The following is a 24,666-nucleotide window of genomic DNA, read 5'->3' on the forward strand; positions in this document are numbered from 1 at the left end:
CGACAGGTTCACGCGACTAGGCCGCGACCTCTCCCCCGAGATACGCATCCCTGATCCGCTCGTCCGCGAGCAACGACTTCGCCGGCCCTTCGAGCACCACGCGCCCCGTCTGCAGCACATACCCGTAGTGCGCGATCTCCAGCGCGAGGCTCGCGTTCTGCTCGACCATGAACACGGTCACGCCCTGCCGGTTGATCGCGTCGATCAGTTCGAGCACCTTGTCGACATAGAGCGGCGACAGCCCCATCGTCGGCTCGTCCATGCAGATCAGCTTCGGTCGCGCCATCAGCGCACGCGCCATCGCGAGCATCTGCTGCTCGCCGCCCGACAGCGTGCCCGCGCGCTGCGCGAGCCGCTCCCTCACGCGCGGAAACAGGTCGAGCACGCGTTCGTAGTCTTCAGCCACCGCCGCGCGATCGCCGCGCGTGTACGCACCCATCAGCAGGTTCTCGCGCACGCTCATGTCGCCGAACAGCCGCCGCGCCTCGGGCACGGCCGCGATCCCGCGCCGCACGCGCTGCGGCGTCGCGAGCGCCGTCACGTCGTCGCCGTCGAAGCGCACGACGCCGCGACGCGGCCGCATCAGCCCGAGGATCAGCTTCATCGTCGTCGACTTGCCGCTCGCGTTGCCGCCGAGCAGGCTGACGATCTGGCCGCGGCCGACTTCGAAGTTCACGTCGAAATGCACCTGCACCGGCCCGTAGAACGTGTCGAGGTGTTCGAGTTTCAGCAGCGCGTCGGTCATGGTCGTGTCGGGTCCGGAAGAAGGAGCGGTCATGCAGCCGCCTGCGCCGCGCGATCGGCCGGCGCGCCGCCCGCATGGCGGCGGCCGAGATAGGCTTCGATCACGTGCGGATCGTGCCGCACGTCGCGCGGCGCGCCTTCGGCGATCTTCACGCCGTTGTCGAGCACCATCACGCGGTCGGACACGCGCATCACGAGTTCGAGCTTGTGCTCGATCAGCAGGATCGTCAGGCCGCGCGCCTTCAGCGACTGGATCAGTTGCAGCATCTCGGCCGTCTCCGTCTCGTTCATCCCGGCCGTCGGTTCGTCGAGCAGCAGCAGTCGCGGATGCAGCGCGAGCGCGCGGCCGATCTCGACGCGCCGCCGGTTCGCATACGACAGGCTATGCGCCGGGTGATCGATGCGCGGCGTGAGCCGTTCGCCGAACCCGGCGACGATCGCGCGCGCCTCGTCGCGCAGCGCCGCTTCCTCGCGCCGCACCGACGCGGGCCGCACGAGCGCGCGCAGCACCTCGGCCGCCGCGCCGAGCACGGGCCAGCCCGGCCGCGCCGCGCGCAGCCGCGCATGCGCGCCGATCAGCACGTTGTCGAGCACGCTCAGGTTGCCGAACACGCGGCCGTGCTGGAACGTGCGCGCGATGCCGAGCGCCGCGAGCCGTTCGGACGCCGTGCCCGTGATGTCGCGGCCGTCGAACGTCACGCGGCCGGCGTCGGGGCGGTCCGCGCCCGCGATCAGGTTGAACAGCGTCGACTTGCCCGCGCCGTTCGGCCCGATCACGCTCAGCAGCTCGCCGTCGGCGAGCGTCAGGCTCGCGCCGTCGAGCGCGGTCACGCCGTCGAAACGGCGCATCAAACCCTGCACGTCGAGCAAGGGTCGGGTGGTGGTCATCGCATTCCTCCTCACACCGTGCCGAGCAGGCCCTGCGGCCGGAACCGGACGAGCAGCAACAGCACGACGCCGTAGATCAGCATCCGGTAGTCGGCCGCCCAGCGGAACAGCTCGGGCAGCCCGATCAGCGCGATCGCGCCGGCGATGCCGCCGAGCACGTTGCCGAGCCCGCCGAGGATCACCATCGTCAACGCGAGGATCGACACCTGCGAATCGAAGGTCTGGTGATTGATGTAGCTGTACAGATGCGCGGCGATACCGCCGCTCACGCCGGCCGCAACCCCGCCGACCGCGAACGCGATCGCCTTGTAGCGATTCGGCGCGATGCCGTGCGCGCGCGCGGCGACGTCGTCCTCGCGCACCGCGCGCAGCGTGCGGCCGAGATGCGAGCGCAGCAGCCGCACCTGCACGAGCGCAAACCCGACGAGCACCGCGAACGTGAACCAGTACGCGGCGCGCGCGGTCGTCGCCCACGACAGCGGCGCGATGCCGGTGATGCCGAGCGGGCCGCGCGTGAGGCCGTCCCAGTTCAGGATCACGAGGCTCACCACTTCGCCGATGCCGAGCGTCGCGATCGACACGTAGTGACCGCGCAGCCGGAACGCCGGATAGACGAGCAGCGTGCCGAGCACGGCCGTGATCGCGCCCGCGCACGGAATCGTCACGGCCGGCGACCAGCCGAGATCCGACGACAGCAGCGCCGACGCATACGCGCCGATCACGAGCAGCGCCGCGTGGCCGAGCGAGATCTGCCCGACCGTGCCCGCGACGAGCGTGAGGCTCAGCGCGAGCAGGCCGTACAACCAGGCGTTGGTCAGCGTCTGCAGCACGTACGGCGACGCGCCGAGCCACGGCAGCACGGCCGCCAGCGCGACCAGCGCGACGAGCACCGGACGCGGCACGCGCACGGCCTTCGCGGCCGCGAGGAAGGTGCCCGTCATCGGCTCGGCGGGCAGCGCGCGCTTCGCGCTGAACAAGCCGTTCGGCCGCCACACGAGGAACACGATCAGCAGCCCGAACGCGAACAGGTCACGATAGCTCGTGCCGAACAGCGCGACGCCGTAGCTTTCGACGAGGCCGAGCAGCAGGCTGCCGGCGATCGCGCCCGGCACGTTGCCGAGCCCGCCGATCAGCAGCGCGACCACGCCCTTCAGCGTCGCCTGGAAGCCCATCGCCGGATCGATGCTGTTGTAGTACATGCCGACCAGCAGCCCGCTCACGCCGCCGAGCGCGCACGCGATCGCGAACACGGTCTGGTTCACGCGATCCACGTCGACGCCCATCTGCAGCGCCGCATCGCGATCCTGCGCGGTCGCGCGCACGGCCCAGCCGAGCCGCGTGAAGCGCAGGAAGCCGTACAGCAGCGCGGCCGCCGTGATACCGATGCCCGCGATCAGCAGGTCGAGCGAACCGAGCGTCGCGCCGGCGATCCGCACGTGCCAGTCGGGCAACGGCGTTGGTACCGCGCGCGGGTCCGCGCCGAACGCGAGCTGCGCGAGCTGGTCGAGGATGAAGCTGATGCCGATCGTCGCGAGCAGCGGCGCGATGCGTGCCGCGTGGCGCAGCGGCCGCAGCCCGATCCGCTCGATCGCGACGCCGAGCGCGCCGCAACCGACGACGACCGCCGCGAGCGCGACCGGCAGCGGCAGCCCGAAGCGCGTCAGGCACAGCCAGCCGATGAACGCGCCGACCATGTAGACCGAGCCGTGCGCGAAGTTGATCAGGTGCGACACGCCGAAGATCAGCGCGAGCCCGACCGCGAGCAGCGCGTAGATGTTGCCGACGATGAGGCCGTTGAGCGTGTAGTCGAGCCAGGAAGCCATCATGATGCGTCCGGGTGCCGAATCAGCGCGCGGCGAGCTGCGGCTTCGCGCCGTCCCACAGCGCCCACTGCCCCTGCTTCACGACGAGATACACGGTGCGTGCGCCCGCGACGCGGCGCGTCTGCGGATCGAAGCGCACCTTGCCGAAGATCACGCTCGGCACGTCGCTGACCTTCGCGAAGCCGTCGTGCGCGGCCTGCCGCGTCGTGCCGTAGCGGCGCAGCACCTCGGCCGACAGGATCAGCGCATCGTATGCGCGCGCAACGAACGAATCGGGATCGGTGTGGAATTTCGCGCGATAACGCTGCACGAACGCCTGCACCTCGGGGCGCGGCTCGGCCGGGAAGAAGTTCGATTCCGTATAGACGCCGTCGACGGCCGCGCCGCCCAGTTCGAGGAATTTCGGCGAATACACGGAGCCGACCGCCGCGATCGGCAGCGTGACGCCCGACGTGCGCGCCTGCCGCACGATCTGCGCGCCGTCCGCGTAGTACGAGATCAGCACGATCGAATCGGGCTTCGACGCGCCGATCCGCACGAGCGTCGAGCGGAAATCCTTCTCCGCCGGCTGGTAGCCCTCGGCCGCGACGACCTGCGCACCGAGCCCGGCCACCGCCTTCGCGAAGATGTCCTTGCTGGTACGGCCCCAGTCGGTGTTCAGGTACAGCACCGCGATCCGCTTGAAGCCGAGTTCCTTCACCGCGTAGCGCGCGAGCAGCGGCTGCTCCTCGGCCTGGCTCAGCGCGGTGCTCCACAGGTAATCGCCGCCCTTCGTGAAATCCGGATGCGAGTTCGTGAAGCCGAACTGGACCAGTTGCCCGCGCTGATAGATCGGCGAAGCGGCCATCGACGTCGCGCTGGAGAAATCGCCGAGCTCGATCGCGATGCGCGGATCGGCGACGAACTTCTGTGCGATCGCCACCGCCTGGCGCGGGTCGCTGCGGCTGTCCTGGAAGTCGATCGCGAGCGGCCGGCCATGAATGCCGCCGCTGCCGTTGATCTCGTCGAGCGCGAGATCGAAGCCGCGCTTCCATTGCTCGCCGTATTGCGCGTCCTGGCCCGTGAGCGGCCCGCTCACACCGACCACCACCGGCTCGCCGGACACGCCCGCCGCGAGCGCGCCGCCCGTCGACAAGCCCCATGCGGCGGCAAGCGCCGCCACCGTGCCCAGCACGCGCCGCCATGCGCCGCGTGCGTCGTTCCCCGAAACGTTCATGCCGCCCCCACCTTCAGTCAGTCGAAAAGAGTGAGGGCATGTAACCATCCGGTTCAGGGCGATCCAACGAAGTTTTGCGCATATCGATATCGTGCGCGGCGCGAAGCGGATCACGCTCGCGAACGGTCACCCGTATGTCGTGTATCGCGCGGTGTGCAAGCGTGCGTCGCATCACGTTGATTCGATTGGCGTTTCCCGCACGATGCCAATCGCATCCGAGGCGCATGCGCGCACAGCACGCCGCCGCGACACCCGCACGCTTCGCAGTTTTCGCGCTGTCGATAGCAAAAATCATTATATGAATCGCGCATGCTCGCACTCCTACAATGCGCAAATCGCATCATCGGAACGCGTCATGGAGCTGCATCAACTCGAAGCCTTTTCCGCGGTCATGTCGGCCGGCAGCGTGACCGGCGCGGGCGAACTGCTCGGCCGCTCGCAGCCTGCCGTCACACGTCAGATCCAGGAACTCGAAGCCGATCTCGGCTACGCGCTGTTCGACCGGCACGGCCCGCGCGTCACGCCGACGCGGCGCGCGTTCCTGCTGTACGAGGAAGTCGAGCGCTCGCTGGTCGGCCTGCGCGCGATCGAGGCGAGGGCACGCGCACTTGGCAACGAAGCGGCCGAACCCGTGCGCATCGCGGCGACGCCTTCGCTCGCTGCGACGCTCGTGCCGGCCGCGCTCGCCGCGTTGCCCGACGGCGCGCATGCGCCGCACTACCAGTTGCGCAGCGAATCGGCCGAGCATGTCGTGCACGAGGTGCTGGCCGGCACGGCCGACGTCGGCGTCGTCACGCTGCCGATGGCACACGCGGGGCTCGACGTGCACTGGATCGCGCAAACACCGTGCGTCGCCGTTTTGCCCGCCGGTGACCCGCTCGCGGCGAAGCCGCGCATCGCGCTGCGCGATCTCGCGCGCCGCCGCATCGTGACAGTCGCAAACCGGCACCGGCTGCGCCAGCGGATCGACGCGGCGTTCGCGGCCGCGCGCGTCGACGCGCGCGTGTTCATCGAAACCAATGCATCGCTGAACGCGGTGATGGCCGCGCGCGCGGGTATCGGGATCGGCATCGTCGATCCGGCCACGGGCGTCGCGCTGCCGGTGGACGGCGTCGTCGCGCGCCCGCTCGACGTCGACATCCCGTTCGCGTTCGGCGTCTTGACGCCGGCCGGCAAGGCGCGCACCGCCGCCGTCGATGCGCTGCTCGATGCACTGCACCGCACGACGCGCGCGCTGCTCGACGACGTGGTCTTTCACGAAGCCGCCGCGCACGATGCGCTGTTGCGCGGCGACCGGCTGCGCAGCGATCGTCCGGCTCGCACGACGCGCGCGCGCCGCACGCGCCCGGAGGCCGCATGACGACACCGCTCAATACACTCAACGCACTCGACGCCCTCGAAGCGCGGCTCGCGCAGGACCTGCGCTGGCTCGACCTGCCCGCGCCGTCGTGGGTGCCGCCGCGCGACGCCGACGGCGCGCGCGTGCTCGACGTCGCGATCGTCGGCGGCGGCATGGCGGGGCTCGCGGCATCCGCCGAACTGCGCCTGCTCGGCATCGACAACCAGTGCGTGATCGACCGTGCGCCGGCCGGCTACGAGGGGCCGTGGGTCACGTTCGCGCGAATGGACACGCTGCGCTCGCCGAAGCAGCTCGCGGGCCCCGCGCTCGGGCTGCCCGCGCTGACGTTCCGCGCGTGGTTCGAAGCGCAATACGGCCGCGACGCATGGGACGCGCTCTACAAGATCCCGCGCACGCAATGGATGGATTACCTGCGCTGGTATCGGCGCGTGCTCGACCTGCAGGTGCGCAACGACACCACGCTCGTCGCGCTGCGTCCGCGCGACGACGGGTTGCTCGCACTCGACGTGCGCGACAACGGCGAAGCGCAGACGCTGCTCGCCCGGCACGTCGTGCTCGCAACCGGCCGCGACGGGCTCGGCGGCCCGTACTTGCCGCCCGTCGCGCAACGCGCACCGCGCACGCGCTGGGCGCACTCGTCCGAGCCGATCAACTTCGCGGCGCTCGTGGGCAAACGGGTCGGCGTGGTCGGCGCGGGCGCCTCCGCGTTCGACAACGCGGGCACCGCGCTCGAAGCCGGCGCGGCGCGCGTCGACCTGTTCTTCCGCCGCGCGGACATTCCGCGCATCAACAAGCTGACGGGCATCGGCAGCCCGGGCCTCGTGCACGGTTACGCCGATCTCGACGACGCGACGAAGTGGCGCTTCATGCACTACGCGTTGACGTCGCAAACGCCGCCGCCGCGCGACAGCGTGCTGCGCGTGTCGCGCCACGCGCACGCGCACTTTCACGCGGGCAGCCCGATCGAGACGCTCGCCGATCATCCGGACGGCCTCGACGTGACGACGCCGCGCGGGCGCTACCCCGTCGACTTCCTGATCTTCGCGACCGGTTTTCATTCGGACTGGACGACACGCGCGGAATTCGCGTCGTTCGGCGCACACGTGCGGCGCTGGAAGGATCGCTATCGCCCGGAGCCGGGCACGTGGCTCGACGAACTCGCCGAGTCGCCCGATCTCGGCCCCGCGTTCGCGTTCCAGGAGCGCGAGCCCGGCGCGTGCGAAGCCGTCACGCGGATCCATTGCTTCAACCATGCGGCAAGCCTGAGCCACGGCAAGCTGTCCGGCGATATTCCGGCCATCAGCGCGGGCGCGAAGCGGCTCGCGCGCGGCATCGCGAGCCGGCTGTTCGACGCCGATCGCGACCGCCACTACGACGCGCTCGTTGCATACGCGAACGCCGAGCTGCAAGGCGACGAATGGCGCGACGCGGATGCGTGAGCGCGCGTCCATCGATCACATAACGACGAAGGGAAATCGAAACGATGACTGAATCCATCATTCCGGCTGGTGCGCCGGATACGATCGACGCGGTGGCCGGCCTGCGCGACGGCGATGCGGTGGCCGCACTGCGCCGCGCGCGCGACAAGGTACTGCTCCATACGCGGCTGAGCGAGGCCGCGCTGTTCGATCCCGCGTTGCCCGATCTTTCGCTGATCGAAAGACTGCATGCGGCGCGGTATGTCGCGTTGAAGTCGAACGCCGATGCATTGGCCTCGACATACCGCACACGGCTGCTCGATGCGGGCGGCACCGCCGAGGACATCGCACGCGCGGACACCGACGCATTCGACGCGCTTCCCCCGCGCCTCGGCGCGATCCTCGCGCATGCGCGGCTGTTGGCACAGGCACCCGTCGATGCGCGCCCGTCCAATCTCGACGCGCTGAAATCGGCCGGCCTCACGACACCCGCGATCGTCGCGCTATCGCAGCTCGTTGCGTTCGTCGCGTACCAGTTGCGCGTCGCGGCAGCCGCGCGAGCGCTTCAGGCGCGCGCCGCCAAGGAGGCCGCATGACGACGACCACGCATGGCTTCACGTCCGACACGCTCGGCTGGCGCGCGTGGCTCGACACCGTATCGCTCGATGCCGCGACGCCCGATCAGCTGACCGTGCTCGAAGCGAGCCACCCGCACGCGAAGACCTCCGACTATTACCTGCTGCTCGTCCACCTGCCCGAGATCCTGCGGCAGCGCTCGGGCGTGTTCAACGCGATCATGTACGGCCCCGGCGGGCTGTCGCGTGCCGAGCGCGAACTGGCCAGCACGGCTGTGTCGCGCGTGAACGGTTGCGTGTATTGCGCGTCGGTGCACGCGCAACGCTTCGCGCAGCTCGCGAAACGCACCGATGCGATCGAACAGGTGTTCGACGATCCGGCAACGGCCGGCACGACGGCACGCGAACGCGCGATCGTGCGCTATGCGATTGCACTGACCGAGCGGCCCGACACGGTCGACGCGGACGACATCGCCACGCTTGAAGCCGAAGGGCTGACACACGAGGAAATCCTCGACCTGTCGCACGCGGTCGCGATCTTCGCGTGGGCGAACCGGTTGATGCTGACGCTGGGCGAGCCGGTGTTTCCAGCGCCGGCAATCGACGCCTGACACGGCGACGTACACCGGGCGGCATACGCTGCCCGGGTGTCGCCCGACACATCGATCATGCAATGCGTCGACGATGCAAAACGCGCGACCTCAACGAACATCGCGCGTACCGCCGCGGAAGACGCAGCAAAAAGCGGCGTCTGCTCCGCTCAGCGCCAGCTTTCGACGTAATCCGCAACGAACCGCTCGAACACGATCGGCGCCCGGCCGAGCAGCGCCTGCACGTCGGCGCTGACGGCCGCCGCCTGGCCGGCCGCGATCATCCGGTTCAGGCTCATCAGCACATCGATCGACCATGCGTCGGCACCCGCTGCGCGCATGGATTCGATCGCCGCATCGTCCGTCACCGGCACATACGCGACCTCGCGCCCGAGCGCCGTGCCGATCCGTGCGGCCACGTCGGCGCTCGACAGTGCTTCGCCGCCCGTCAGCTCGTAGATCCGTCCCGCATGATCGGCCGGGTGCCGCAGGATCGTCGCATCGACGGCGGCGATGTCGCGCACGTCGACGAACGACACCCTCCCGTTGCCCAGCGGCAGATACAGCGCGCCCCCGCGAATCATGCCCGCGTAGTACGTCACGAAGTTCTGCATGAAGCAGTTGGGCCGCGTGATCGTGTACGCGATACCCGACTCCATCACGAGCCGGTCGATCTCGCCTTGCACGCGACCGATCGCGATCGACGACGCGGCATCGGCACCCGCGCCCGACGAGCGGACGATGTGCGTGACGCCGGCCGCCCTGGCCGCCGCAACGGCATTACCCGCCAGCGTCACCATGTCGGCCTGCAACGGCAGCAACACGAACAGCGTGTCGACGCCCTGGAACGCACGCGTCAGGCTCGCGACGTCGGCAAGATCCGCGCGACGCGTTTCGACGCCTTCGACCGCCCTGCCGCTGTTCGAGCTGGCGATCACGTGCGCGCCGGCCGCCTTCAGTTGCGCGACGAGTTCGCGCCCGATGTTCCCGGTCGCGCCGGTCACGAGAATGGTGTGGGACATGATGTGCCTCCTGATCGCAAATGGAATGCGCGCCGTAGTGCCGGACCGCGGAACACGACACGACCGGCTTCATCCTAGTCGCGCCCATTCATGCCGAATAGTCCATAATGCGTCGAATTAATTTCAACGTTTTCGATCGAATTGCCATGAACGATCTGCGCGTGCTGGAAAGCTTTCTCCGGACCGTGGAAGCCGGCAGCTTCTCCGCGGCGGCCAGCAGGCTGGGTGTCACGCCGGCGGCCGTCAGCAAGCATGTCGCGAAACTGGAGCGCAGCCTCGGCACGCGGCTGTTCCGCCGCACGACGCGCAGCCTCACGCTGACGGAGGCCGGCGAACGGCTGTACGCGGAAACGTCGGCGGCGGCCAGCGCGCTGAGCCAGGCGATGGCGACGCTCACCGAGCGCGACGCGCGTCCCGCCGGCACGCTGCGCATCAGCATCGCGCCGGGGTTCGGGCGCCAATACGTGTTGCCGCTGATGCCGGCGTTTCTCGAACGCTATCCGGACCTCCGGCTCGACTGGAGCCTCGAGAACCGCCACGTCGATCTGGTCAAGGAAGGCTTCGACGCCGCGATCGGCTCGGGCGTCGAGGACAACGCGAACGTCGTCGCGCGCGAGCTGGTGCCGATCAGGTTGCTGACGGTCGCCTCCCCCGCGTATCTGGCGAAGCACGGCGAACCGGCGACGCTCGCCGACCTGTCGCGCCACGACTGCATCCGCTTGCGCTCCGCGACGACGGGCCGGATGCGCGACTGGGCATTCACGATGAATGGCGAAACGGTGACGGTCCCGATCGACGGGCGCATCGTGCTGACCGATCTGGACGCCATCTGCGATGCGGCCGTGGCAGGCATGGGGCTCGCGCGGCTCGGCGCACATCATGTGCTGCCGCACCTGGACGAAGGCCGGCTCGTGCGCGTGCTCACGCGCTATCCGGCGATGGCCGGCACGATCTACGTGTACTACGCGCATGCGCGCCTCACGCCGCCGAAGGTGCGTGCGTTCGTCGAGTTTCTGACGGAGTCGTTTTCGCGCAGCGACTGGCGGGCGCGCGTCGATACGTTCGGTTGACGGAGATCGACAGGCGGGTGGCTTCCCGACGCGGGGCCGCCGCGCGTTACGCCTTGTGCGTCGACAACAGAATGCTCGTCTCGGTACTCGCGATGCCGTCGATCAGCCGGATCGCGCCGAGCACGCGATCGAAATGCTCGAGCGAATCGGCATGCAGCTCGGCGACGAGATCCCAGCGCCCGTTGGTGCTGTGGATCGACGCGACGTTCGGATGCCCGCGCAGCACCTTCACCATCTCGGCACCGCGATTGCCCTGCACCGCGATCGACATCAGCGCGCGGATCCGGTGCCGCTCGGCCGCCGGCTTGAGCCGCACCGTGTAACCGACGATCACGCCGTTTTTCTCCAGCCGCGTCAGCCGGTTCTGCACGGTCGCGCGTGCGACGCGCAATTCCTTCGCCAGCGCGACGACGGGCAGTCGCGCGTTGTCGCGCAGCAGTGCGATGAGCTGCCGGTCGACGTCGTCGAGCGTGATCATGAACGGGCCTTCCTGTTGAGCATGAGCCGGCCGCCAGCGTGCCGGAGACTACGCATTCCGGCCAGCGTGAATCTGACAAAGTGCCGGAATCGGCCAGCATTCTGCCAAGTCTATCGAGAAATCTGCCACTTTTGCTGTCTTTTTGTTGGCTCGACTCACGGAAATAATGACTCCATCGACCGGCCGAATAGGCCGCACCGCCGCTTTCAGCAAGCCCGCGCCCGTGCCGAAGCATCGCCCGGTCGACCGGAATGCCAGGACACCCGTACCGGCACAGATAATGGAGACAGACCGATGACTCGCTTCCTCGACGTTCCCGCCACCGCCCGACTGATCGCCAAGACCGGCGTCACGACGTTCCTGCGCGAACTCGTCGACACGCTGCGCGCCGATTACCTGCACTGGGCCGATTTCGACAAGTCGCCGCGCGTCGCATGCCACTCGCGCGACGGCGTGATCGAACTGATGCCCGTCGCGAACGCGTCGCTGTTCGCGTTCAAGTATGTGAACGGCCACCCCGTCAACGCGGCGCGCGGGATGCACACCGTGATGGCGTTCGGCGCGCTCGCCGAAGTCGATACCGGCTACCCGCTGCTGCTCGCGGAACTCACGCTGACGACCGCGCTGCGCACGGCCGCCACGTCGGTGCTCGCCGCGCAGGCGCTGGCACGGCCCGACTCGCGCACGATGGCGCTGATCGGCAACGGTGCGCAGAGCGAATTCCAGGCGATCGCGTTCCACACGCTGCTCGGCATCGACGAAATCCGCGTGTTCGACGTCGATCCGCTCGCGACCGACAAGCTCGTGCAGAACCTGGCCGCGTACCCGGCGCTGCGCGTCGTGCGTGCCGCGTCGACCGCCGACGCCGTGCGCGGCGCCGACATCGTGACGACCGTCACCGCCGACAAGGCCTACGCGACGATCGTCACGGCCGACATGATCGAGCCCGGCATGCATGTGAACGCGGTCGGCGGCGATTGCCCCGGCAAGACCGAACTCGAAGCGGGTGTGCTGCACGCGGGCCGCGTGTTCGTCGAATTCGAGCCGCAGTCGCGCATCGAGGGCGAGATCCAGCAGATGCCGGCCGATTTCCCCGTCACCGAGCTGTGGCGCGTGCTGCAGCGCGAAACGACCGGCCGCGAACGCGCGGACGAGGTCACGGTGTTCGATTCGGTCGGCTTCGCGCTCGAGGATTACTCGGCGCTGCGCTACCTGTATGCGCTCGCGCAGCAGCACAACGCAGGTGTCGAGATCGCGCTGATTCCGCCGGCCGTCGACCCGAAGAACCTGTTCGCGCTGATCGACGACCCGGCCGCGATCGCGCAGGGTCACGCGACGTTCGTGACCGAAGCCGTCGCCGCGTTCGCGCGCTGACCGTCATCCCCGGGCGGCCTGCGCGCCGCCCGGCTCCCTGCCTTTCGCTCCTGTCTTCCATGAATCTCGTATCGATCCAGGCGCCGGCCGCCGTCGTGATGATCCGGCCGCACCGCTTCCTGCCGAACCCGCAGACCGCGGCCGACAACGCGTTCCAGCGCACGGCCGCGGGCGGCGCAGCCGACACGTCATCGGTGTCCGCCGCCGCACGCGACGAAGTCACGGCAGCCGCGCAGACGCTCGCCGATGCGGGCGTGCGCGTGCATGTGTTCGACGACCACGGCGAGCGCGACACGCCCGACTCCGTGTTCCCGAACAACTGGTTCTCGACGCATCCGGGCGGCCACGTCGCGCTGTATCCGATGCACAGCCCGAACCGCCGCCGCGAGCGGCGCGCGGACGTCGTCGAAATGTTGAAAGCCGAATATCGCGTGCAGGACGTGATCGACTATTCGGGCCTCGAATACGACGATGTGTTCCTGGAAGGCACGGGCGCGATGGTGCTCGATCACGTCGCGCGGATCGCGTACACCGCGCGTTCGCGCCGCGCCGATCCGGTCGCACTGGAACGCTTCTGCACGCACTTCAATTTCGAGCCGATCTGCTTCGATACGGCCGATGCCGACGGGCGCCCGATCTATCACACGAACGTGATGATGAGCGTCGCGACCGAGTTCGCGATGGTCGGCCTCGACCTGATCGCCGACCGCCGGCGCCGCGACGAGATCGCGCGCCGCCTGACCGAAACGGGTCGCACGGTGATCGCGCTCGATCAATCGCAGATCGCGAACTTCGCGGGCAATACGCTGGAATTGTCGGGCAAAGGTGGGCGCGTGCTCGCGCTGTCGCGGCGTGCGTTCGATTGCCTCACAGCCGACCAGCGCGCGACGATCGAACGCTCCGCGCGGCTGCTGCCGCTCAACGTGCCGACGATCGAACTGGCCGGCGGATCGGTGCGCTGCATGCTCGCGGGGATTCACCTTGCGCGGCGCTCGACGGCGCTGGACGCACAGGACATGCCATCGATCGAACCGGCCGAACTGGTAGCGCGATGCTCGAACGCGACACCGATTGTTTCTGCCCGATGATCTTCCTGCCGCGCGCAGTAAAACACAATGTCATCGACACGTTGCGGCGGCGGAATTTTCTGAGAACGTTTTGCGGTCAAGGGTGAGCTTCGGTGAAGCGGCCTAGTGCGTGGCTCCTGATCTTGAATGGTTCTGCGCCGCGTTGGCGGTAGCCGGTTTGCAGACACCATCGACCGTAGTCGTCTCGAACCGAATGATGCCGTCGCGGGGTACAAACTGAGCGACCTGGCGAACCGGGTCATAGACCGCACAGCCGGTACTGGCGCACGCGATCGAGAACCCGGAATAGTGCACGGGCGCGCTACCGGTCGAGCACTCGATCAGGACCGGCTTGTATTTCGGCATCGGCAACTGGGCCGGATCACACAACGTCATGGTTTGGCGCTGCTCTCGTGCAAAGTCGTCGCCATTCGATTCCGCATATTTTTGCAATAGGAGAAAGGCGAGCACACTGAGCGCTGACGCAGCGGCGGTCATCAGCATTTTCGTGACGCCGCGCTCAAGCCATTCAGGCAGGCTGTTTGCCGCCGCCGCACGCTTACGTACAACGACCCCTTTACTTTCCCGGCGCTGTTGCAATTTGGCAGCTATCAGGCGGTTCAGCCCGTAGGCAGGCACAACGTACAGCGAAAGCAGGACCAGCGTGGCTACCGCCGCGAGCCTCGCACTTAGGCCAGCGCCGAGACCCGCGTAGATCGTTTCGAACCGACCGAGCGGCAGCAACTCGGGATCAAGGCCCCAGGCAATCAGCATCGCGTTGCGTGTAGCGCGCCCCGCGCAGTACAAGAGGCCCGCCGGCAGGGCCGCGCCGAGCGTCGTTAGGATGGCGATAGCGATCCCACTGACACGCCCTGACTCGCTCGAGCCCAGCTCCGCCACACCAGTTGTTCGACGGTGTCGCCACTTCGATGAAGTCATGCGCGGTGTTCCTCTCAATAGTATCCGTACCCTGTCCAGGGTATCGTTTGCTCCACTCACGCGCGCGATCTGTCCGAATGAATTTAACCATTCGATGCCGCTTCAGCGGCCAGTTCGTCAAGTACCTTGAAGACGCCTGCCAGATCCTCTCCATACGAAGCACCGTAGTTCAACGTCATGACATGCCGGTCTTCGCTATCGCGGACCCGCTGGCGTATGAGTTCTTGGAACCGACTCCAGTACAGTCCCATTTCCTTGGGATCTAGGCCCCCTGGAAGTCCGGTCTTAGTCGCGACGAACCTATCTGCGTCCACGCCCGAAAAGATCGGATTACTCAGTTGCGCCAGGCAGTGGTCGACGAAATGAAAGAGATTATCTGCGTGGAAGTCGGGATTGAAACACACCCCGAATACGTACCTATTCATCTGCCTTGCTATACCGCCCTGATCGCCTACCCCACCTTCGTCATAGTACCCACAGCCCACACCTTCCCGACTCGGAGGCCGTGAATTGCTCAACTGGTAAATCACGAAAGACTTGACACCAGAGCGCGTGGCGGAAAGTTCCTTGTCAGATGAAGTAATAGCTGGGGCGGATTGTCCGCCCGCAGAATCCTCCGGAGCAGACTGAGACTTAGCCCCACCGAAAAATACATCCACTTGCGTGCTATCGACGTCCGCGTAAAAATTTCTCTGCGGATCAATGTAGGTCCGCTTGAACAGCGCGAACACCTCTTGAGACAGCTTTCTCATCCCCACCTGGGCAAGACCGCTCACTACCCCATCTGTCGACGCGTTGCTGTCCTGATCGACAATGAGCGCACGATAGAGGTTGTACAACTGTCCCTGGCGATCCTCAGAGCACTGGAGTCTGAACAGCATCAGATCGTTCCAGCCGAGGGCACCGCGATCGCCAGCAGCGAGACGTTCCAACAGTCCCTTACCTGTGTACGACTTCGTGCCGAAAATCCGCTGCGCGATCTCGATGATGTATTCCGACCGGTTGTCCCGACGGCGTCCCGACGAATCCACCCAGCCCGCCCGATCCAGGAGTTGCAGCAGGGAGTAGATCGACCGCTGTCTCAATGACCGATCGTACATGCCGACCGCCGAATAGTGCGGTAGGTAATCAACAAGCGTGTCGATCGCATCGTTTACCACTTCACGAGGAAAGGTACGGCACTGATTGACAAGGACACTCCAGAACTGGTCATGCACTGGATCTCCGTGTTCCAGCCGTAAGTCAGCGGACGTCAGAATCGCGGAAACCGGCTCGCCCGATTCGACCCGCTCGACGGCCTTCTGGTACAAAACATAGGTGTCCTGTGGCACAGGCGTGGCGAAACGCACAATCAGCTTGAGGTAACTCTCCAGATTCCTCAACCGGCCATCGTTGAAACATGCGCGCGACCGGAATTCTGCCTCGTCGATTTCACTCCGGTCGACAAGATTCAGGCTCGTCACTTCGAAAAGCTGGTTCAACAGGAATCGCGCGGTCTTCTGGTTGCTTTTGTCCAGATCATCAAGCAGTGCCTGGAACCCCTTGTCGTTGGCGAATCCCTTTTCTCCAGGACGCCGCTGCACCGAGAAGACTCCGCTTCGCCCCTCCGTCTCCTCAGCGTAAATGCGCCGGAATACCCCGGGATAGTTCAGATGCAGGAGCATCAAATTGATGAGGTCGCGCCTATTGAAATCTGTCCGGCCCAGTTTGGTCTTCTCCATCTGCATCATCAGCATGGCGTTGACAAAACGCTTGACCTTACGCAGGTCACCGAGAACGGTCCAGTATTCTGCGGCAAGGTCGCCGTCGAGAATGTCCGCCAGCTCGCTGAGCACGGCGCCAAGTTTGAGCATCGTATCGGCAGGAATCGAGCCAAATGTGTCTGCCTGTTGCCAGTCGCGCCGCAAGAAGTCCCGAAGGCTCGAACTGTCCACGAACAGACTCAACTTGACGGTCACGAACTTTTCGAGAAACTCGCGCGCTCTCGTGCCCTCTTCGCCGCTGCCGACAAGTACCTCCGTGTCGTAGCAGAGGACATAGGTTGCCTGCGAGAGGCTGAACGTCCGCCGAGTCGCAAACAACAGGCTATTCGCAGTCTTTAAATCCAGTCGGTCTAGATCGTCGATGATGACGATGACTCGACGGTCAATGCGCCTGAGGACATCGTCGATGTCCTCGAGCAGGTCCTCGATCGTCTCCTGCGATGGCTCGAGGGACAGCTTGAAGCCAAGGAACGAGAAATCGGCCTTGCCTCTGATCAACCGTGCGTACCGTGACACGGCAGGCCGAAATTCCGGAGCGAAGACCTTTCGCTGGATTGCCGCGGACAGATCGCGGATCAAGCGGTCCGCAAGGTCAGGCTCTGACGCATAGCGCAGGGGTTCGAACCGACAGACGATCACCCGATCTTCCGCCTGTTCCCAGTGATGCGCCGCGAGATTGATGAAGCTTGTCTTGCCTACGCCCCATGGTCCGTCAACCCCGAACACGAGCCCGGCGTGCGCACCGCTAGAGAGAACCGTCTGTGCGAATGACGCGGCCTGTGCCTTGCTTGCAAGCAAGTCGTCATTCTCGTCCCGTATTTCCTCCTCTGGAAGGAAGTACGGTAGTGGAGGCGTTCGCCTGGATCCTGAACGTCGCACCAGCGGCGACGCCAACACGATACAGAGGAACAGCAGGACTGCGGGTGCCCAAAGCGGATTAGCTTTCACCAAGAGCACATGGAATCCGATCAACCAAGGTGCGACCAGCTCGTTCGCCCAAGCGCCGACGCCGATCACCGCCAGCAAATCCACGCGGAAACTGCAGGCCATCCGTGCTGCAACGGTGTGCGCCCCCCGCTTGATGCAATAGTCCAAGCACACCAATAGCGCGACCAGTACCACACCCACCTTCGCCCAGTCCGGCACGCCCGGCAGCTTCTGGATAGAGTTCGCGCCGAGGTAGAAGGCTACCCGGAAAACTTCCGCGCTCAAGAAGCCGATGGCGAGAAACCGTGCAAACACGGGTAGCTCGGGCATCTTCATCACGTCGGATTCCTTCATCGCAGGCCTGGTCGCCATTCTCACTATCCCCCGTAACGCAGCGAGATTGCCTCGCACACTTGTACTCGTTGAACTGCCAACGTCAATGCTCCGCTCGTGTATGACTGCTGCGGTGAATCACCGGACGTATTGCGTGCAAGTCCGTGAGCGCCATAGTGCCCCTTTAGACGCTGTGTCCGTCCGGGTCGGCTGCAGACCGGTCTCGAGGCAGGCTGCGCATCGCTCCTGTGAACCGTATAGCCAAGCGCCACGGGTTTTCGAGGTCATTTCGCAAAAAATCACCGGAATAAGGGCAAATCCTTATTTTCTGCCTTGCCGGTCGGGCGAAACCGCACGATGGAGATTCGATGGAATTAAATCGCATGCCGTTAATAAGAATTAGCGGCATTAAAGCACCTCAACAAAAAACCGGCCGCAGCCGGTTCGTCGAGCACATTAGCAACCCGTCCGTACGATCACGCGTACGAAACAAACTCACCCAGTTCGCACGTCCGAGCACGCTTCACCATGTAATCGTAGCCATACGCTTTACCGTCTTGAACCTCGATGCCGGAATAAAACACGATGCTTATGTTCTTTCCCTCGGTGATTGTCACCGATCTTGGCTGCTGTTTCTTGCCGTCGTCGTCGTAGAGGGTATAAAGCGTACCCATCTCTGGAGGTGTGCCCTCCATGATCTCGGCCTTGTAGGACGCGGTTTGGTTCGAACCGCTTTTGATCGTCAACGTTTTCATTGTAGTGGTCTTCTCGGAATTACCTGCTGTTATTACGCCTTGTCACCAAGCGTTGTCGTTTGACCTTGAAAAAAGGCCGTAAACCGGAAAGAGCCCTGCAAGCAGGGCTCTTTCGGAGGGGGCGGGATTCGAACCCGCGATAGACTTTCGCCTATACCGGTTTGGCAAACCGGCTCTTTAAGCCACTCGGACACCCCGGGGACTCACAGCTAAGGGAAGATCACCGGGGTTTAAGGGCACAATCCCATAGACATTGTCGGCTGTCAATAGGAGTTTGAGAAAGCAACCGCGCCACATCCCGTTGCTCGGCAGCTTCGGACGCAAGCCTTACCTGTTCGACAGCGTGGCTGACCGTACTAGCCGACCTAGTTGCTTGCGCTCCCGCTCATACGCAAACAATGCCGAAGCGTGACGCGCGTCGCTCACCCAGCCAGCAGCTTCAACCCCGCCGGCAGCGTTTCGCCGAACACGCGCACCGTGTCGGCTTCGTCGAACGCGATCGCTTCGCGCACCATGTCGATCCAGGCCGCCGACGCATTCGCAGCCGACAGACGCTTGATCACCGCGTCGCGCATCTCGTCCGGCAGGTCGCGCGAACGGTCGCCGGTCATCCGCGCCATCTGCGCAGCCGCGAACGCGGCCGGCTCGACCTGCTTCCAGTCGAGCGCGAACAGCGCGTCGAGCCAGCCATTGGCGACTTCCGCAGGCACGACACTATGCGCGCTGCCGTAGAACGGCCGGCGCGCACCGATGCGCCCGAGCGCCCATGCGCACAGCGCACGCTCGGCCGGCTTCTGCAATTGCGCGATCAGGCGCTCGGCCAGCTCGACCTTGCGCTCGACGGGCAGCCGTTCGAGCGATGCGGACAAGCGCGTCATGTCGGCCGGGCCGACCTTGCCCGGATCGAACGGCAGCTTGCGCCGCTTGTCGTCGGACGGTTCGAGAAACGCGATCGCGTCGCGCACCTGCGTCTGCGCGTCGTCGTCGAGGCCGCCGGCCACGCGCCGCCACAGCGTCCACCACTCGGACCACACCTGCGCGTCGTTCACGTATTGAATCCCGTCGTCGAACAGCGGCCACAGCTGCTCGATGCGCCATGCGTCAAGCGGATGGCCGAAACCCGGACGCAGGCAATAGCCGGCGAGATTCAGCCATGCACGCTCGTGATCGGCCGAGCGCCGGCGTCGCCGTGCACGCGCGAGCAACGCATCGAACAGTTCGCGTGCGAGCGCGACGTCCCACTCTTCGCGCGCGCCGAGCACGTGTTCGAGCTGCGCGCGCAACCGGCGCGTGTCCTTCGGCGTGACGTCCGCGGCCTTGCTGCCGAACGAGCGCTCGATCAGCTCGATGGCTTGATCGAGCCGCGGATGCCGCGCGAGCGCAGCGTCGCCGTCATGCGCCGGCGCGTCGCCGCGCAACTGGAATTCGAGCCGCCAGCGGCGTGCCGCGTCGTCGGTCGCGATGCAATGCATTTCGAGCGTGCCGACCTCGGTCAGCGACGCGGTGAGCTTCACCGGCGTTTCGCGCGCATCGCTGCCCGCCTGCCGGTCGACGACCGTCGCGATCGGCGGCAAGCGCACGAAATCGCCACCGTCGAGTTCGACGAGATCGCCGGGCCGGTACGCGGTCTCGGCCACCGTCGACACGAGGTGGAAACGCACCGGCTGCCCGAGCTGCAGCGCGAAGGTACGATCCTCGAGCCGGATCTCGCGGCCCTCTTCCGCGCCGCGCGGCAGCAGGCAGACGCCGCGCGCGGCCGAATCGGCGGCGCCGTCGTCGAGCACGAGGAAATAACTGCGCGCGGAACCGCCGCCGATGCGCGGTGCATGCCCGGCGCGCGCGAGCCCGTAGGCCACCGCGCCGCGCGCGACCGCCACGTCCGGATGCGCGTTGTGCAGCACGTCGAGCGGCGCGCCGCGCCACGCGCCGAGCGTCTGCGCGAGACGGCCGGCAAGCGCGCCCGCGCGGAACACGCCGCCGTTGAGCAGCAGCGTGTCGGGCAGCGGGCCTTCCGCATGACGATTCAGGAACGCGGCGACGTGCCGCGTGACGGCCGGGTCGCTCGCATAAGGCAAGCCGAATTCGACGATCGCGGCCCGCGCGCGGCGCGGCAGCTCGCCGGCCTCGACCTGCGGAAAGAAACCGTCGACGACGATCTGCTCGACTTCCTGCCGCGTCAACTCGGCCGAGCGAGCGCCGCCGACAAGCTTGCTGCCCGCGCCGAGCAGCGTGACGGTGACGGACGCCGGCGCGTCGTCGCCGAGCAGCCGCTCCTTCGCCGCGCGGCAGCGTTCGACGAGCTGCGACAGGCTCGCGGCCGACAGCCGCGTGCCGGGCTCGGTCAGCCGCGTCTCGACCAGGCGCGCGAGCGCGAGGTCCATGTTGTCGCCGCCGAGCATCAGGTGGTTGCCGACGCCGACGCGCGTGAAGGTCGGCTCGCCGTCGTCGCCCGGCGCGACATCGACGAGCGTGAGGTCGGTCGTGCCGCCGCCGACGTCGCAGATCAGCACGCGCCGCGCATCGGCGAACGTGTCGCGCAACGACTCGCGCTGCCCGTACAGCCAGTCGTAGAACGCGGCCTGCGGCTCTTCCAGCAGCCGCAGCGCGGGCAGCTTCGCACGCCGCGCGGCTTCGACCGTCAATGCGCGCGCACCGTCGTCGAACGACGCGGGCACCGTCAGGATCACGTCCTGCTTCGCGAGCGGCGCGTCGGGAAAACGTGCGTCCCATGCATCGCGCACGTGCGCGAGATAACTCGCGCTCGCGTCGACCGGCGACACCTTGTCGACGCCGTCGGCCGCGCCCCACGGCAGGATCGCCGCGAGCCGGTCGACCGACGCGTGCGACAGCCAGCTTTTCGCGCTCGACACGAGGCGGCCCGGCACCTGCGCGCCGAGCGTGCGCGCGTAACGGCCGATCACGGCCGGCGGCGCTTCAACCGCGTTTGCCTTCGCTTTCGCGTGCTCGCCACCCGCCCACGGCAACCGCAGCGCGTCCGGCGGCAGTTCGCCCGCCGCCGGGTGATAACGCACCGACGGCAGCAGCGGCTGCGCGGCCACCGCGCCGGGGCCGACCAGTTGCTCGACGTCGAATACGCGGATCGCATCGGACCCGGCCTCGACGTATGCGACGACCGTATTGCTCGTGCCGAGGTCGATGCCGACCGTATAGCGCTTCATCGTGCTCAGGCGGCGCCGCGCACGTCGAACTCGACCTTCCAGCGCTCGTTCGTGCCACTCGGGATCGCTTCAAGTTCGAGCGTGCCGGCTTCGGTCACGCGCGCATGTAGCTTCACCGGCACGATCTCGCCGACCGTGCGCCCTTCGGCGGGCAGCGTGGCCTGGATTTCCTCGAGCTCCTGCAGCTCTTCCGCCGACCAGTAGTCGAGCAGCGTGCCGACCTGGTCCTGACGGCGCACCGACGAACCGAAGAAGCGGAACTGCACCGGTTCGCCGACGACGAGGCCGAACTCCTGCGGCGGCAGCGCCGCGTCCGAGCCTTCCTCCATCCCGAACGGCGCGACGCACAGCGCCTGCACCGGCGGTTCGAGCCCCGGCACCGCCGGCATCGCCGATTCGATCGCGACGTAGTACGCGCGCGCCGTGCCGCCGCGAATCCGCACGCCGCGGCCGCGCTTCACGTAACCGTAGTAAGCCGCGCCGCGCGCGACCGCGAGATCGAGATCCGCGCCTTCGAGCAGGCGCGCGGGCGGCGCGCCTTCGGCGGCGAGCCAGCTATTGAGCGTATCGAGCACGCGCTGCGTGAGCAGCGTCGACTTGAACACGCCGCCGTTGAACAGCACGGCCGTCGGATGCAGGAACGTCGCGCCCTGCGGCAGCGTGCGCTGCACGCCTTCGAGCGAGTCGAGCGCCGCGACCTGACGGCCGAGGAACGCCGCGAGGTGGCGCGTGATGCCCGCGTCCTGCGCATACGGCAGGCCGAGCTGCGTCAGGCCGACGCGCGCGCGGCTCACCGGGCGCGCGGCCGCGTCGACCTGCGGGAAGAAGCCTTCGAGGATCGTCTGCGTGAGTTCCGCGCGCGTGAGCTCGGTGCGGATCGACCCGCCGATCAGCTTCGAACCGCGGCTCGGCACGACGAGCGGCACCGCGTCGGTCGACGGGTCGGACAGCAGCGTTTCCTTCGCGGCGCGGCACGCGTACGTGAGTGCGCGCAATTGCCACGGATCGGCCTGCGTGCCCTGCTGCGCGAGCTTGCGCGCGACGATGTGCGCCAGCGCGAGATCCATGTTGTCGCCGCCGAGCAGGATGTGCTCGCCGACCGCCACGCGATGGAGTTCGAGATTGCCGTCGCGCTCGACCACCGCGATCAGCGACAGGTCGGTCGTGCCACCGCCGACGTCGACGCACAGGATCAGGTCGCCGACCTGCACCTGCTTGCGCCAGCCGCCCTGGCTCTTCTGGATCCAGCTGTAGAGCGCGGCCTGCGGCTCCTCGAGCAGCGTCATCCGCGAATAGCCGGCGGCGCGTGCGGCCTCGGCGGTCAGTTCGCGCGCGGCCGGGTCGAACGACGCGGGGATCGTGACCGTCACGTCCTGGTCGGCGAACGGCGCGTCGGGATGCGCGTGGTCCCACGCTTCGCGCAGGTGCGTCAGGTAGCGGATTGAGCTTTCCAGCGGCGACACGCGCGCCACCTCGGGTGGCGCATCGCTCGGCAGGATCGCCGCGCGGCGGTCGACGCCCGCATGGCACAGCCAGCTTTTCGCGCTCGATACGAGGCGGATCGGCGTGCCCGCGCCGCGGGTGCGCGCCATCTCGCCGACCGCAAATGCGCGCGATGCCGTCCACGGCAACGTCAGGTCGCCCTGCGTCAGTTCGCTTTCATGCGGCAGGTAGAGGAACGACGGCAGCAGGTCGCGCGATTCCAGCGCGCCGGGCGCGGTGAGCTGCGCGATCGGCAGCACCTGCTGCGTGATCTTTTCGCCGTCGCTCGCGGCGCTGTCGACATACGACAGCGCGCAATGGGTCGTACCGAGGTCGATACCGATCGAATAGCGCGGATCGCTCACAGTTCCACCTCCGCCGGTGCGACCACCGATGCGTCGTGGCTGCCCGTCAGCTTCGGCAGGCGCACGTCGGCCACACGCCAGCCGCGATGGCTGACGGTGCCCGTGAACGGCGCCGAGCCGACCACGTTGCCCGTCACGCGCACGGCCGTCGCGTCGAAGCCGGCCGGCAGCGTCACGCGGCTGCCTTCGGCTTCATCGCGCACCGGCACGATCGTGAAGTGTTCGCGCAGCGCGGCGCGGCAGCCGTCATGCACGAGGCGTGCGGCCGCGCCGATCTCGGCGTCCGCGTAGCCGGCGATGTCTTCCTCGACGAAGTCGATGAAGCGCGCATCGCGCTGCAGCAAGCCGAGCAGTTGCAGCGCGGCCTGCGGGCTCGCTTCACGCAGCTCGGGCGCCGGCGCCTTCACGGGCGCGGGTGCCACGGGCGCCGCGACCGGTGCCGGTGCGACCGGTGCCGGGGCGCCGTCGCGCACGCGCAGCACGCCGGCCGCGAACTCGCGGTTGCCGAGCACGGAGAAGAACGTGCCGACGGCAAGCGACAGCCGGCCGAAGAAGGACAGGTTGGATTCGGGCATGGGGTCTGGACTCCTGTGGGCTCGCGTCACGGCGAGCGATCTTGCCTGGGCGCCGGGCGGCGGCGTACGCGATGCGCACTGGCGCCGCCCGGCGCGTGATTCGGTCGCGCCCTCGCGGGTGCGGAAAACCCGTATTTTGCCCTGTGGCGGGCGAACCGGGCAGAAGTTGGGGGACAGAACATCGCCGCACGGCGGTTTCGGCCGCGGCGGATCGTACCGGATTGCACGTCAGGTGCGATCGATCGCGATGCTGCGGCGCGTCAGCGCGTATAGCCCCGCAGCGCGGCCTTCGTTTCGAAATCGCGCGACAGCATGCCCAGCGTGACTTCGCCGAAGCGCGCCAGCAGCGACGCTTCGGCGTCCTTAAGCGTGGCCGACAGATGCGCGTTGACCGCCTGTTCGACCAGGCATTCGGGCTCGTCCTCGGGCACCAGATCGGAAAACAGCGGCGGTGCGCCCACCGCGCGATAGACGTCGAGCAGCGTGATGTCGTCGAGCGCGACGCTCAGCACCCAGCCGCCGCCATGCCCTTTCTCCGACTGCACGTAGCCGCAGTCGCGCAAGCCGCCCAGCAGGCGCCGCACGACGACCGGATTCGTGCACAGCATCGTCGCGATCGCCTCCGACGTCAGCGGGCCGTCGGCCTGGTCCATGTGGATCAGCGCATGCAGCATGCGCGACAAACGGCTGTCGGTTCTCACGGGCGGGCCTCCCCTCTCTCGA

Annotated in this window: 20 protein-coding genes; 7 read left to right on the forward strand and 13 right to left on the reverse strand. The window is 67.1% G+C overall.

The genetic code is table 11. The features are described 5' to 3' along the window. Positions 1-16 precede the first annotated feature (16 nt). Genes ACTRWB_RS02305 through ACTRWB_RS02320 form a run of 4 tightly spaced genes read right to left on the reverse strand, consistent with a single transcriptional unit; the run spans position 17 to position 4,671 of the window. Complete coding sequence (locus tag ACTRWB_RS02305; RefSeq protein ID WP_343490682.1) at positions 17-778, reverse strand: ABC transporter ATP-binding protein; 762 nt, start codon at positions 776-778, stop codon at positions 17-19. Then, positions 775-1,632, reverse strand: coding sequence for an ABC transporter ATP-binding protein (locus tag ACTRWB_RS02310; protein WP_446900784.1), 858 nt, complete (start codon positions 1,630-1,632; stop codon positions 775-777). The genes ACTRWB_RS02305 and ACTRWB_RS02310 overlap by 4 nt, the downstream gene beginning before the upstream one ends. An 11-nt stretch (positions 1,633-1,643) precedes the next feature. Further along, positions 1,644-3,455, reverse strand: coding sequence for an ABC transporter permease (locus ACTRWB_RS02315; protein WP_446901401.1), 1,812 nt, complete (start codon positions 3,453-3,455; stop codon positions 1,644-1,646). Between the two features lie 22 nt (positions 3,456-3,477). Further along, positions 3,478-4,671: an ABC transporter substrate-binding protein gene (locus ACTRWB_RS02320; protein WP_446900785.1), complete on the reverse strand. Its 1,194-nt coding sequence runs from the start codon at positions 4,669-4,671 to the stop codon at positions 3,478-3,480. Positions 4,672-5,026: 355 nt separating this feature from the next. On the opposite strand from ACTRWB_RS02320, the gene ACTRWB_RS02325 reads away from it, so the two are divergent. Genes ACTRWB_RS02325 through ACTRWB_RS02340 form a run of 4 tightly spaced genes read left to right on the forward strand, consistent with a single transcriptional unit; the run spans position 5,027 to position 8,635 of the window. Next, a complete protein-coding gene (locus ACTRWB_RS02325; RefSeq protein WP_446900786.1) occupies positions 5,027-6,031 on the forward strand; it encodes a LysR substrate-binding domain-containing protein in 1,005 nt (334 codons plus the stop codon). After that, the gene (locus ACTRWB_RS02330) at positions 6,028-7,470 is read left to right on the forward strand and encodes an NAD(P)-binding domain-containing protein (protein ID WP_446900787.1); all 1,443 of its coding nucleotides are present in this window, start codon (positions 6,028-6,030) and stop codon (positions 7,468-7,470) included. Before ACTRWB_RS02325 ends, ACTRWB_RS02330 begins: the two co-directional genes overlap by 4 nt. Positions 7,471-7,514: 44 nt before the next feature. Further along, positions 7,515-8,045, forward strand: a complete 531-nt coding sequence (locus ACTRWB_RS02335) for a CMD domain-containing protein (protein WP_446900788.1) — start codon at positions 7,515-7,517, stop codon at positions 8,043-8,045. Next, the gene (locus ACTRWB_RS02340) at positions 8,042-8,635 is read left to right on the forward strand and encodes a peroxidase-related enzyme (protein ID WP_446900789.1); all 594 of its coding nucleotides are present in this window, start codon (positions 8,042-8,044) and stop codon (positions 8,633-8,635) included. Before ACTRWB_RS02335 ends, ACTRWB_RS02340 begins: the two co-directional genes overlap by 4 nt. 149 nt (positions 8,636-8,784) lie before the next feature. On the opposite strand, the gene ACTRWB_RS02345 is transcribed toward ACTRWB_RS02340, so the two are convergent. Next, positions 8,785-9,636 carry an NmrA family NAD(P)-binding protein gene (locus ACTRWB_RS02345; protein WP_446900790.1) on the reverse strand — a complete coding sequence of 284 codons (852 nt, stop codon included), beginning with the start codon at positions 9,634-9,636 and terminating at the stop codon, positions 8,785-8,787. 146 nt (positions 9,637-9,782) lie between these two features. On the opposite strand from ACTRWB_RS02345, the gene ACTRWB_RS02350 reads away from it, so the two are divergent. Continuing rightward, positions 9,783-10,706 (forward strand): LysR family transcriptional regulator, encoded by a 924-nt coding sequence (locus tag ACTRWB_RS02350; protein ID WP_446900791.1) that lies wholly within the window; start codon positions 9,783-9,785, stop codon positions 10,704-10,706. A 46-nt stretch (positions 10,707-10,752) separates the two neighbouring features. Here ACTRWB_RS02350 and ACTRWB_RS02355 read toward each other — a convergent pair whose 3' ends face one another. Then, the gene (locus ACTRWB_RS02355) at positions 10,753-11,184 is read right to left on the reverse strand and encodes an Lrp/AsnC family transcriptional regulator (RefSeq protein WP_048248212.1); all 432 of its coding nucleotides are present in this window, start codon (positions 11,182-11,184) and stop codon (positions 10,753-10,755) included. A gap of 294 nt (positions 11,185-11,478) precedes the next feature. On the opposite strand from ACTRWB_RS02355, the gene ACTRWB_RS02360 reads away from it, so the two are divergent. Continuing rightward, the gene (locus ACTRWB_RS02360; protein ID WP_446900792.1) at positions 11,479-12,558 is read left to right on the forward strand and encodes an ornithine cyclodeaminase; all 1,080 of its coding nucleotides are present in this window, start codon (positions 11,479-11,481) and stop codon (positions 12,556-12,558) included. 59 nt (positions 12,559-12,617) lie between these two features. Further along, positions 12,618-13,646: a citrulline utilization hydrolase CtlX gene (gene ctlX / locus ACTRWB_RS02365; protein WP_446900793.1), complete on the forward strand. Its 1,029-nt coding sequence runs from the start codon at positions 12,618-12,620 to the stop codon at positions 13,644-13,646. Between the two features lie 102 nt (positions 13,647-13,748). On the opposite strand, the gene ACTRWB_RS02370 is transcribed toward ctlX, so the two are convergent. The 7 genes from ACTRWB_RS02370 to ACTRWB_RS02400 all read right to left on the reverse strand — a co-directional run bounded on the left by ACTRWB_RS02370 (position 13,749) and on the right by ACTRWB_RS02400 (position 24,644). Continuing rightward, positions 13,749-14,564: a hypothetical protein gene (locus tag ACTRWB_RS02370; protein ID WP_446900794.1), complete on the reverse strand. Its 816-nt coding sequence runs from the start codon at positions 14,562-14,564 to the stop codon at positions 13,749-13,751. Between the two features lie 83 nt (positions 14,565-14,647). Then, positions 14,648-17,608, reverse strand: coding sequence for a KAP family NTPase (locus ACTRWB_RS02375; RefSeq protein WP_446900795.1), 2,961 nt, complete (start codon positions 17,606-17,608; stop codon positions 14,648-14,650). 455 nt (positions 17,609-18,063) lie between these two features. Beyond that, positions 18,064-18,342, reverse strand: coding sequence for a hypothetical protein (locus ACTRWB_RS02380; protein ID WP_446900796.1), 279 nt, complete (start codon positions 18,340-18,342; stop codon positions 18,064-18,066). A 422-nt stretch (positions 18,343-18,764) separates the two neighbouring features. Then, the gene (locus ACTRWB_RS02385; RefSeq protein ID WP_446900797.1) at positions 18,765-21,521 is read right to left on the reverse strand and encodes an Hsp70 family protein; all 2,757 of its coding nucleotides are present in this window, start codon (positions 21,519-21,521) and stop codon (positions 18,765-18,767) included. A 5-nt stretch (positions 21,522-21,526) separates the two neighbouring features. After that, on the reverse strand, positions 21,527-23,368 hold the full coding sequence (locus tag ACTRWB_RS02390) for an Hsp70 family protein (RefSeq protein ID WP_446900798.1): 1,842 nt from the start codon (positions 23,366-23,368) through the stop codon (positions 21,527-21,529). Continuing rightward, on the reverse strand, positions 23,365-23,943 hold the full coding sequence (locus tag ACTRWB_RS02395; RefSeq protein ID WP_446900799.1) for a DUF2760 domain-containing protein: 579 nt from the start codon (positions 23,941-23,943) through the stop codon (positions 23,365-23,367). Before ACTRWB_RS02395 ends, ACTRWB_RS02390 begins: the two co-directional genes overlap by 4 nt. A gap of 260 nt (positions 23,944-24,203) precedes the next feature. Then, a complete protein-coding gene (locus tag ACTRWB_RS02400; protein ID WP_048248218.1) occupies positions 24,204-24,644 on the reverse strand; it encodes an Rrf2 family transcriptional regulator in 441 nt (146 codons plus the stop codon). Positions 24,645-24,666: the final 22 nt, after the last annotated feature.

This window comes from Burkholderia sp. YIM B11467, assembly GCF_052952715.1.

Bases quoted from the DNA above. Each gene is read 5' to 3' on its own strand.
- ACTRWB_RS02305 (WP_343490682.1), bottom strand. From the start codon at position 778: ATGACCGCTCCTTCTTCCGGACCCGACACGACCATGACCGACGCGCTG.
- ACTRWB_RS02310 (WP_446900784.1), bottom strand. From the start codon at position 1,632: ATGACCACCACCCGACCCTTGCTCGACGTGCAGGGTTTGATGCGCCGT.
- ACTRWB_RS02315 (WP_446901401.1), bottom strand. From the start codon at position 3,455: ATGGCTTCCTGGCTCGACTACACGCTCAACGGCCTCATCGTCGGCAAC.
- ACTRWB_RS02320 (WP_446900785.1), bottom strand. From the start codon at position 4,671: ATGAACGTTTCGGGGAACGACGCACGCGGCGCATGGCGGCGCGTGCTG.
- ACTRWB_RS02325 (WP_446900786.1), top strand. From the start codon at position 5,027: ATGGAGCTGCATCAACTCGAAGCCTTTTCCGCGGTCATGTCGGCCGGC.
- ACTRWB_RS02330 (WP_446900787.1), top strand. From the start codon at position 6,028: ATGACGACACCGCTCAATACACTCAACGCACTCGACGCCCTCGAAGCG.
- ACTRWB_RS02335 (WP_446900788.1), top strand. From the start codon at position 7,515: ATGACTGAATCCATCATTCCGGCTGGTGCGCCGGATACGATCGACGCG.
- ACTRWB_RS02340 (WP_446900789.1), top strand. From the start codon at position 8,042: ATGACGACGACCACGCATGGCTTCACGTCCGACACGCTCGGCTGGCGC.
- ACTRWB_RS02345 (WP_446900790.1), bottom strand. From the start codon at position 9,636: ATGTCCCACACCATTCTCGTGACCGGCGCGACCGGGAACATCGGGCGC.
- ACTRWB_RS02350 (WP_446900791.1), top strand. From the start codon at position 9,783: ATGAACGATCTGCGCGTGCTGGAAAGCTTTCTCCGGACCGTGGAAGCC.
- ACTRWB_RS02355 (WP_048248212.1), bottom strand. From the start codon at position 11,184: ATGATCACGCTCGACGACGTCGACCGGCAGCTCATCGCACTGCTGCGC.
- ACTRWB_RS02360 (WP_446900792.1), top strand. From the start codon at position 11,479: ATGACTCGCTTCCTCGACGTTCCCGCCACCGCCCGACTGATCGCCAAG.
- ctlX (WP_446900793.1), top strand. From the start codon at position 12,618: ATGAATCTCGTATCGATCCAGGCGCCGGCCGCCGTCGTGATGATCCGG.
- ACTRWB_RS02370 (WP_446900794.1), bottom strand. From the start codon at position 14,564: ATGACTTCATCGAAGTGGCGACACCGTCGAACAACTGGTGTGGCGGAG.
- ACTRWB_RS02375 (WP_446900795.1), bottom strand. From the start codon at position 17,608: ATGAAGGAATCCGACGTGATGAAGATGCCCGAGCTACCCGTGTTTGCA.
- ACTRWB_RS02380 (WP_446900796.1), bottom strand. From the start codon at position 18,342: ATGAAAACGTTGACGATCAAAAGCGGTTCGAACCAAACCGCGTCCTAC.
- ACTRWB_RS02385 (WP_446900797.1), bottom strand. From the start codon at position 21,521: ATGAAGCGCTATACGGTCGGCATCGACCTCGGCACGAGCAATACGGTC.
- ACTRWB_RS02395 (WP_446900799.1), bottom strand. From the start codon at position 23,943: ATGCCCGAATCCAACCTGTCCTTCTTCGGCCGGCTGTCGCTTGCCGTC.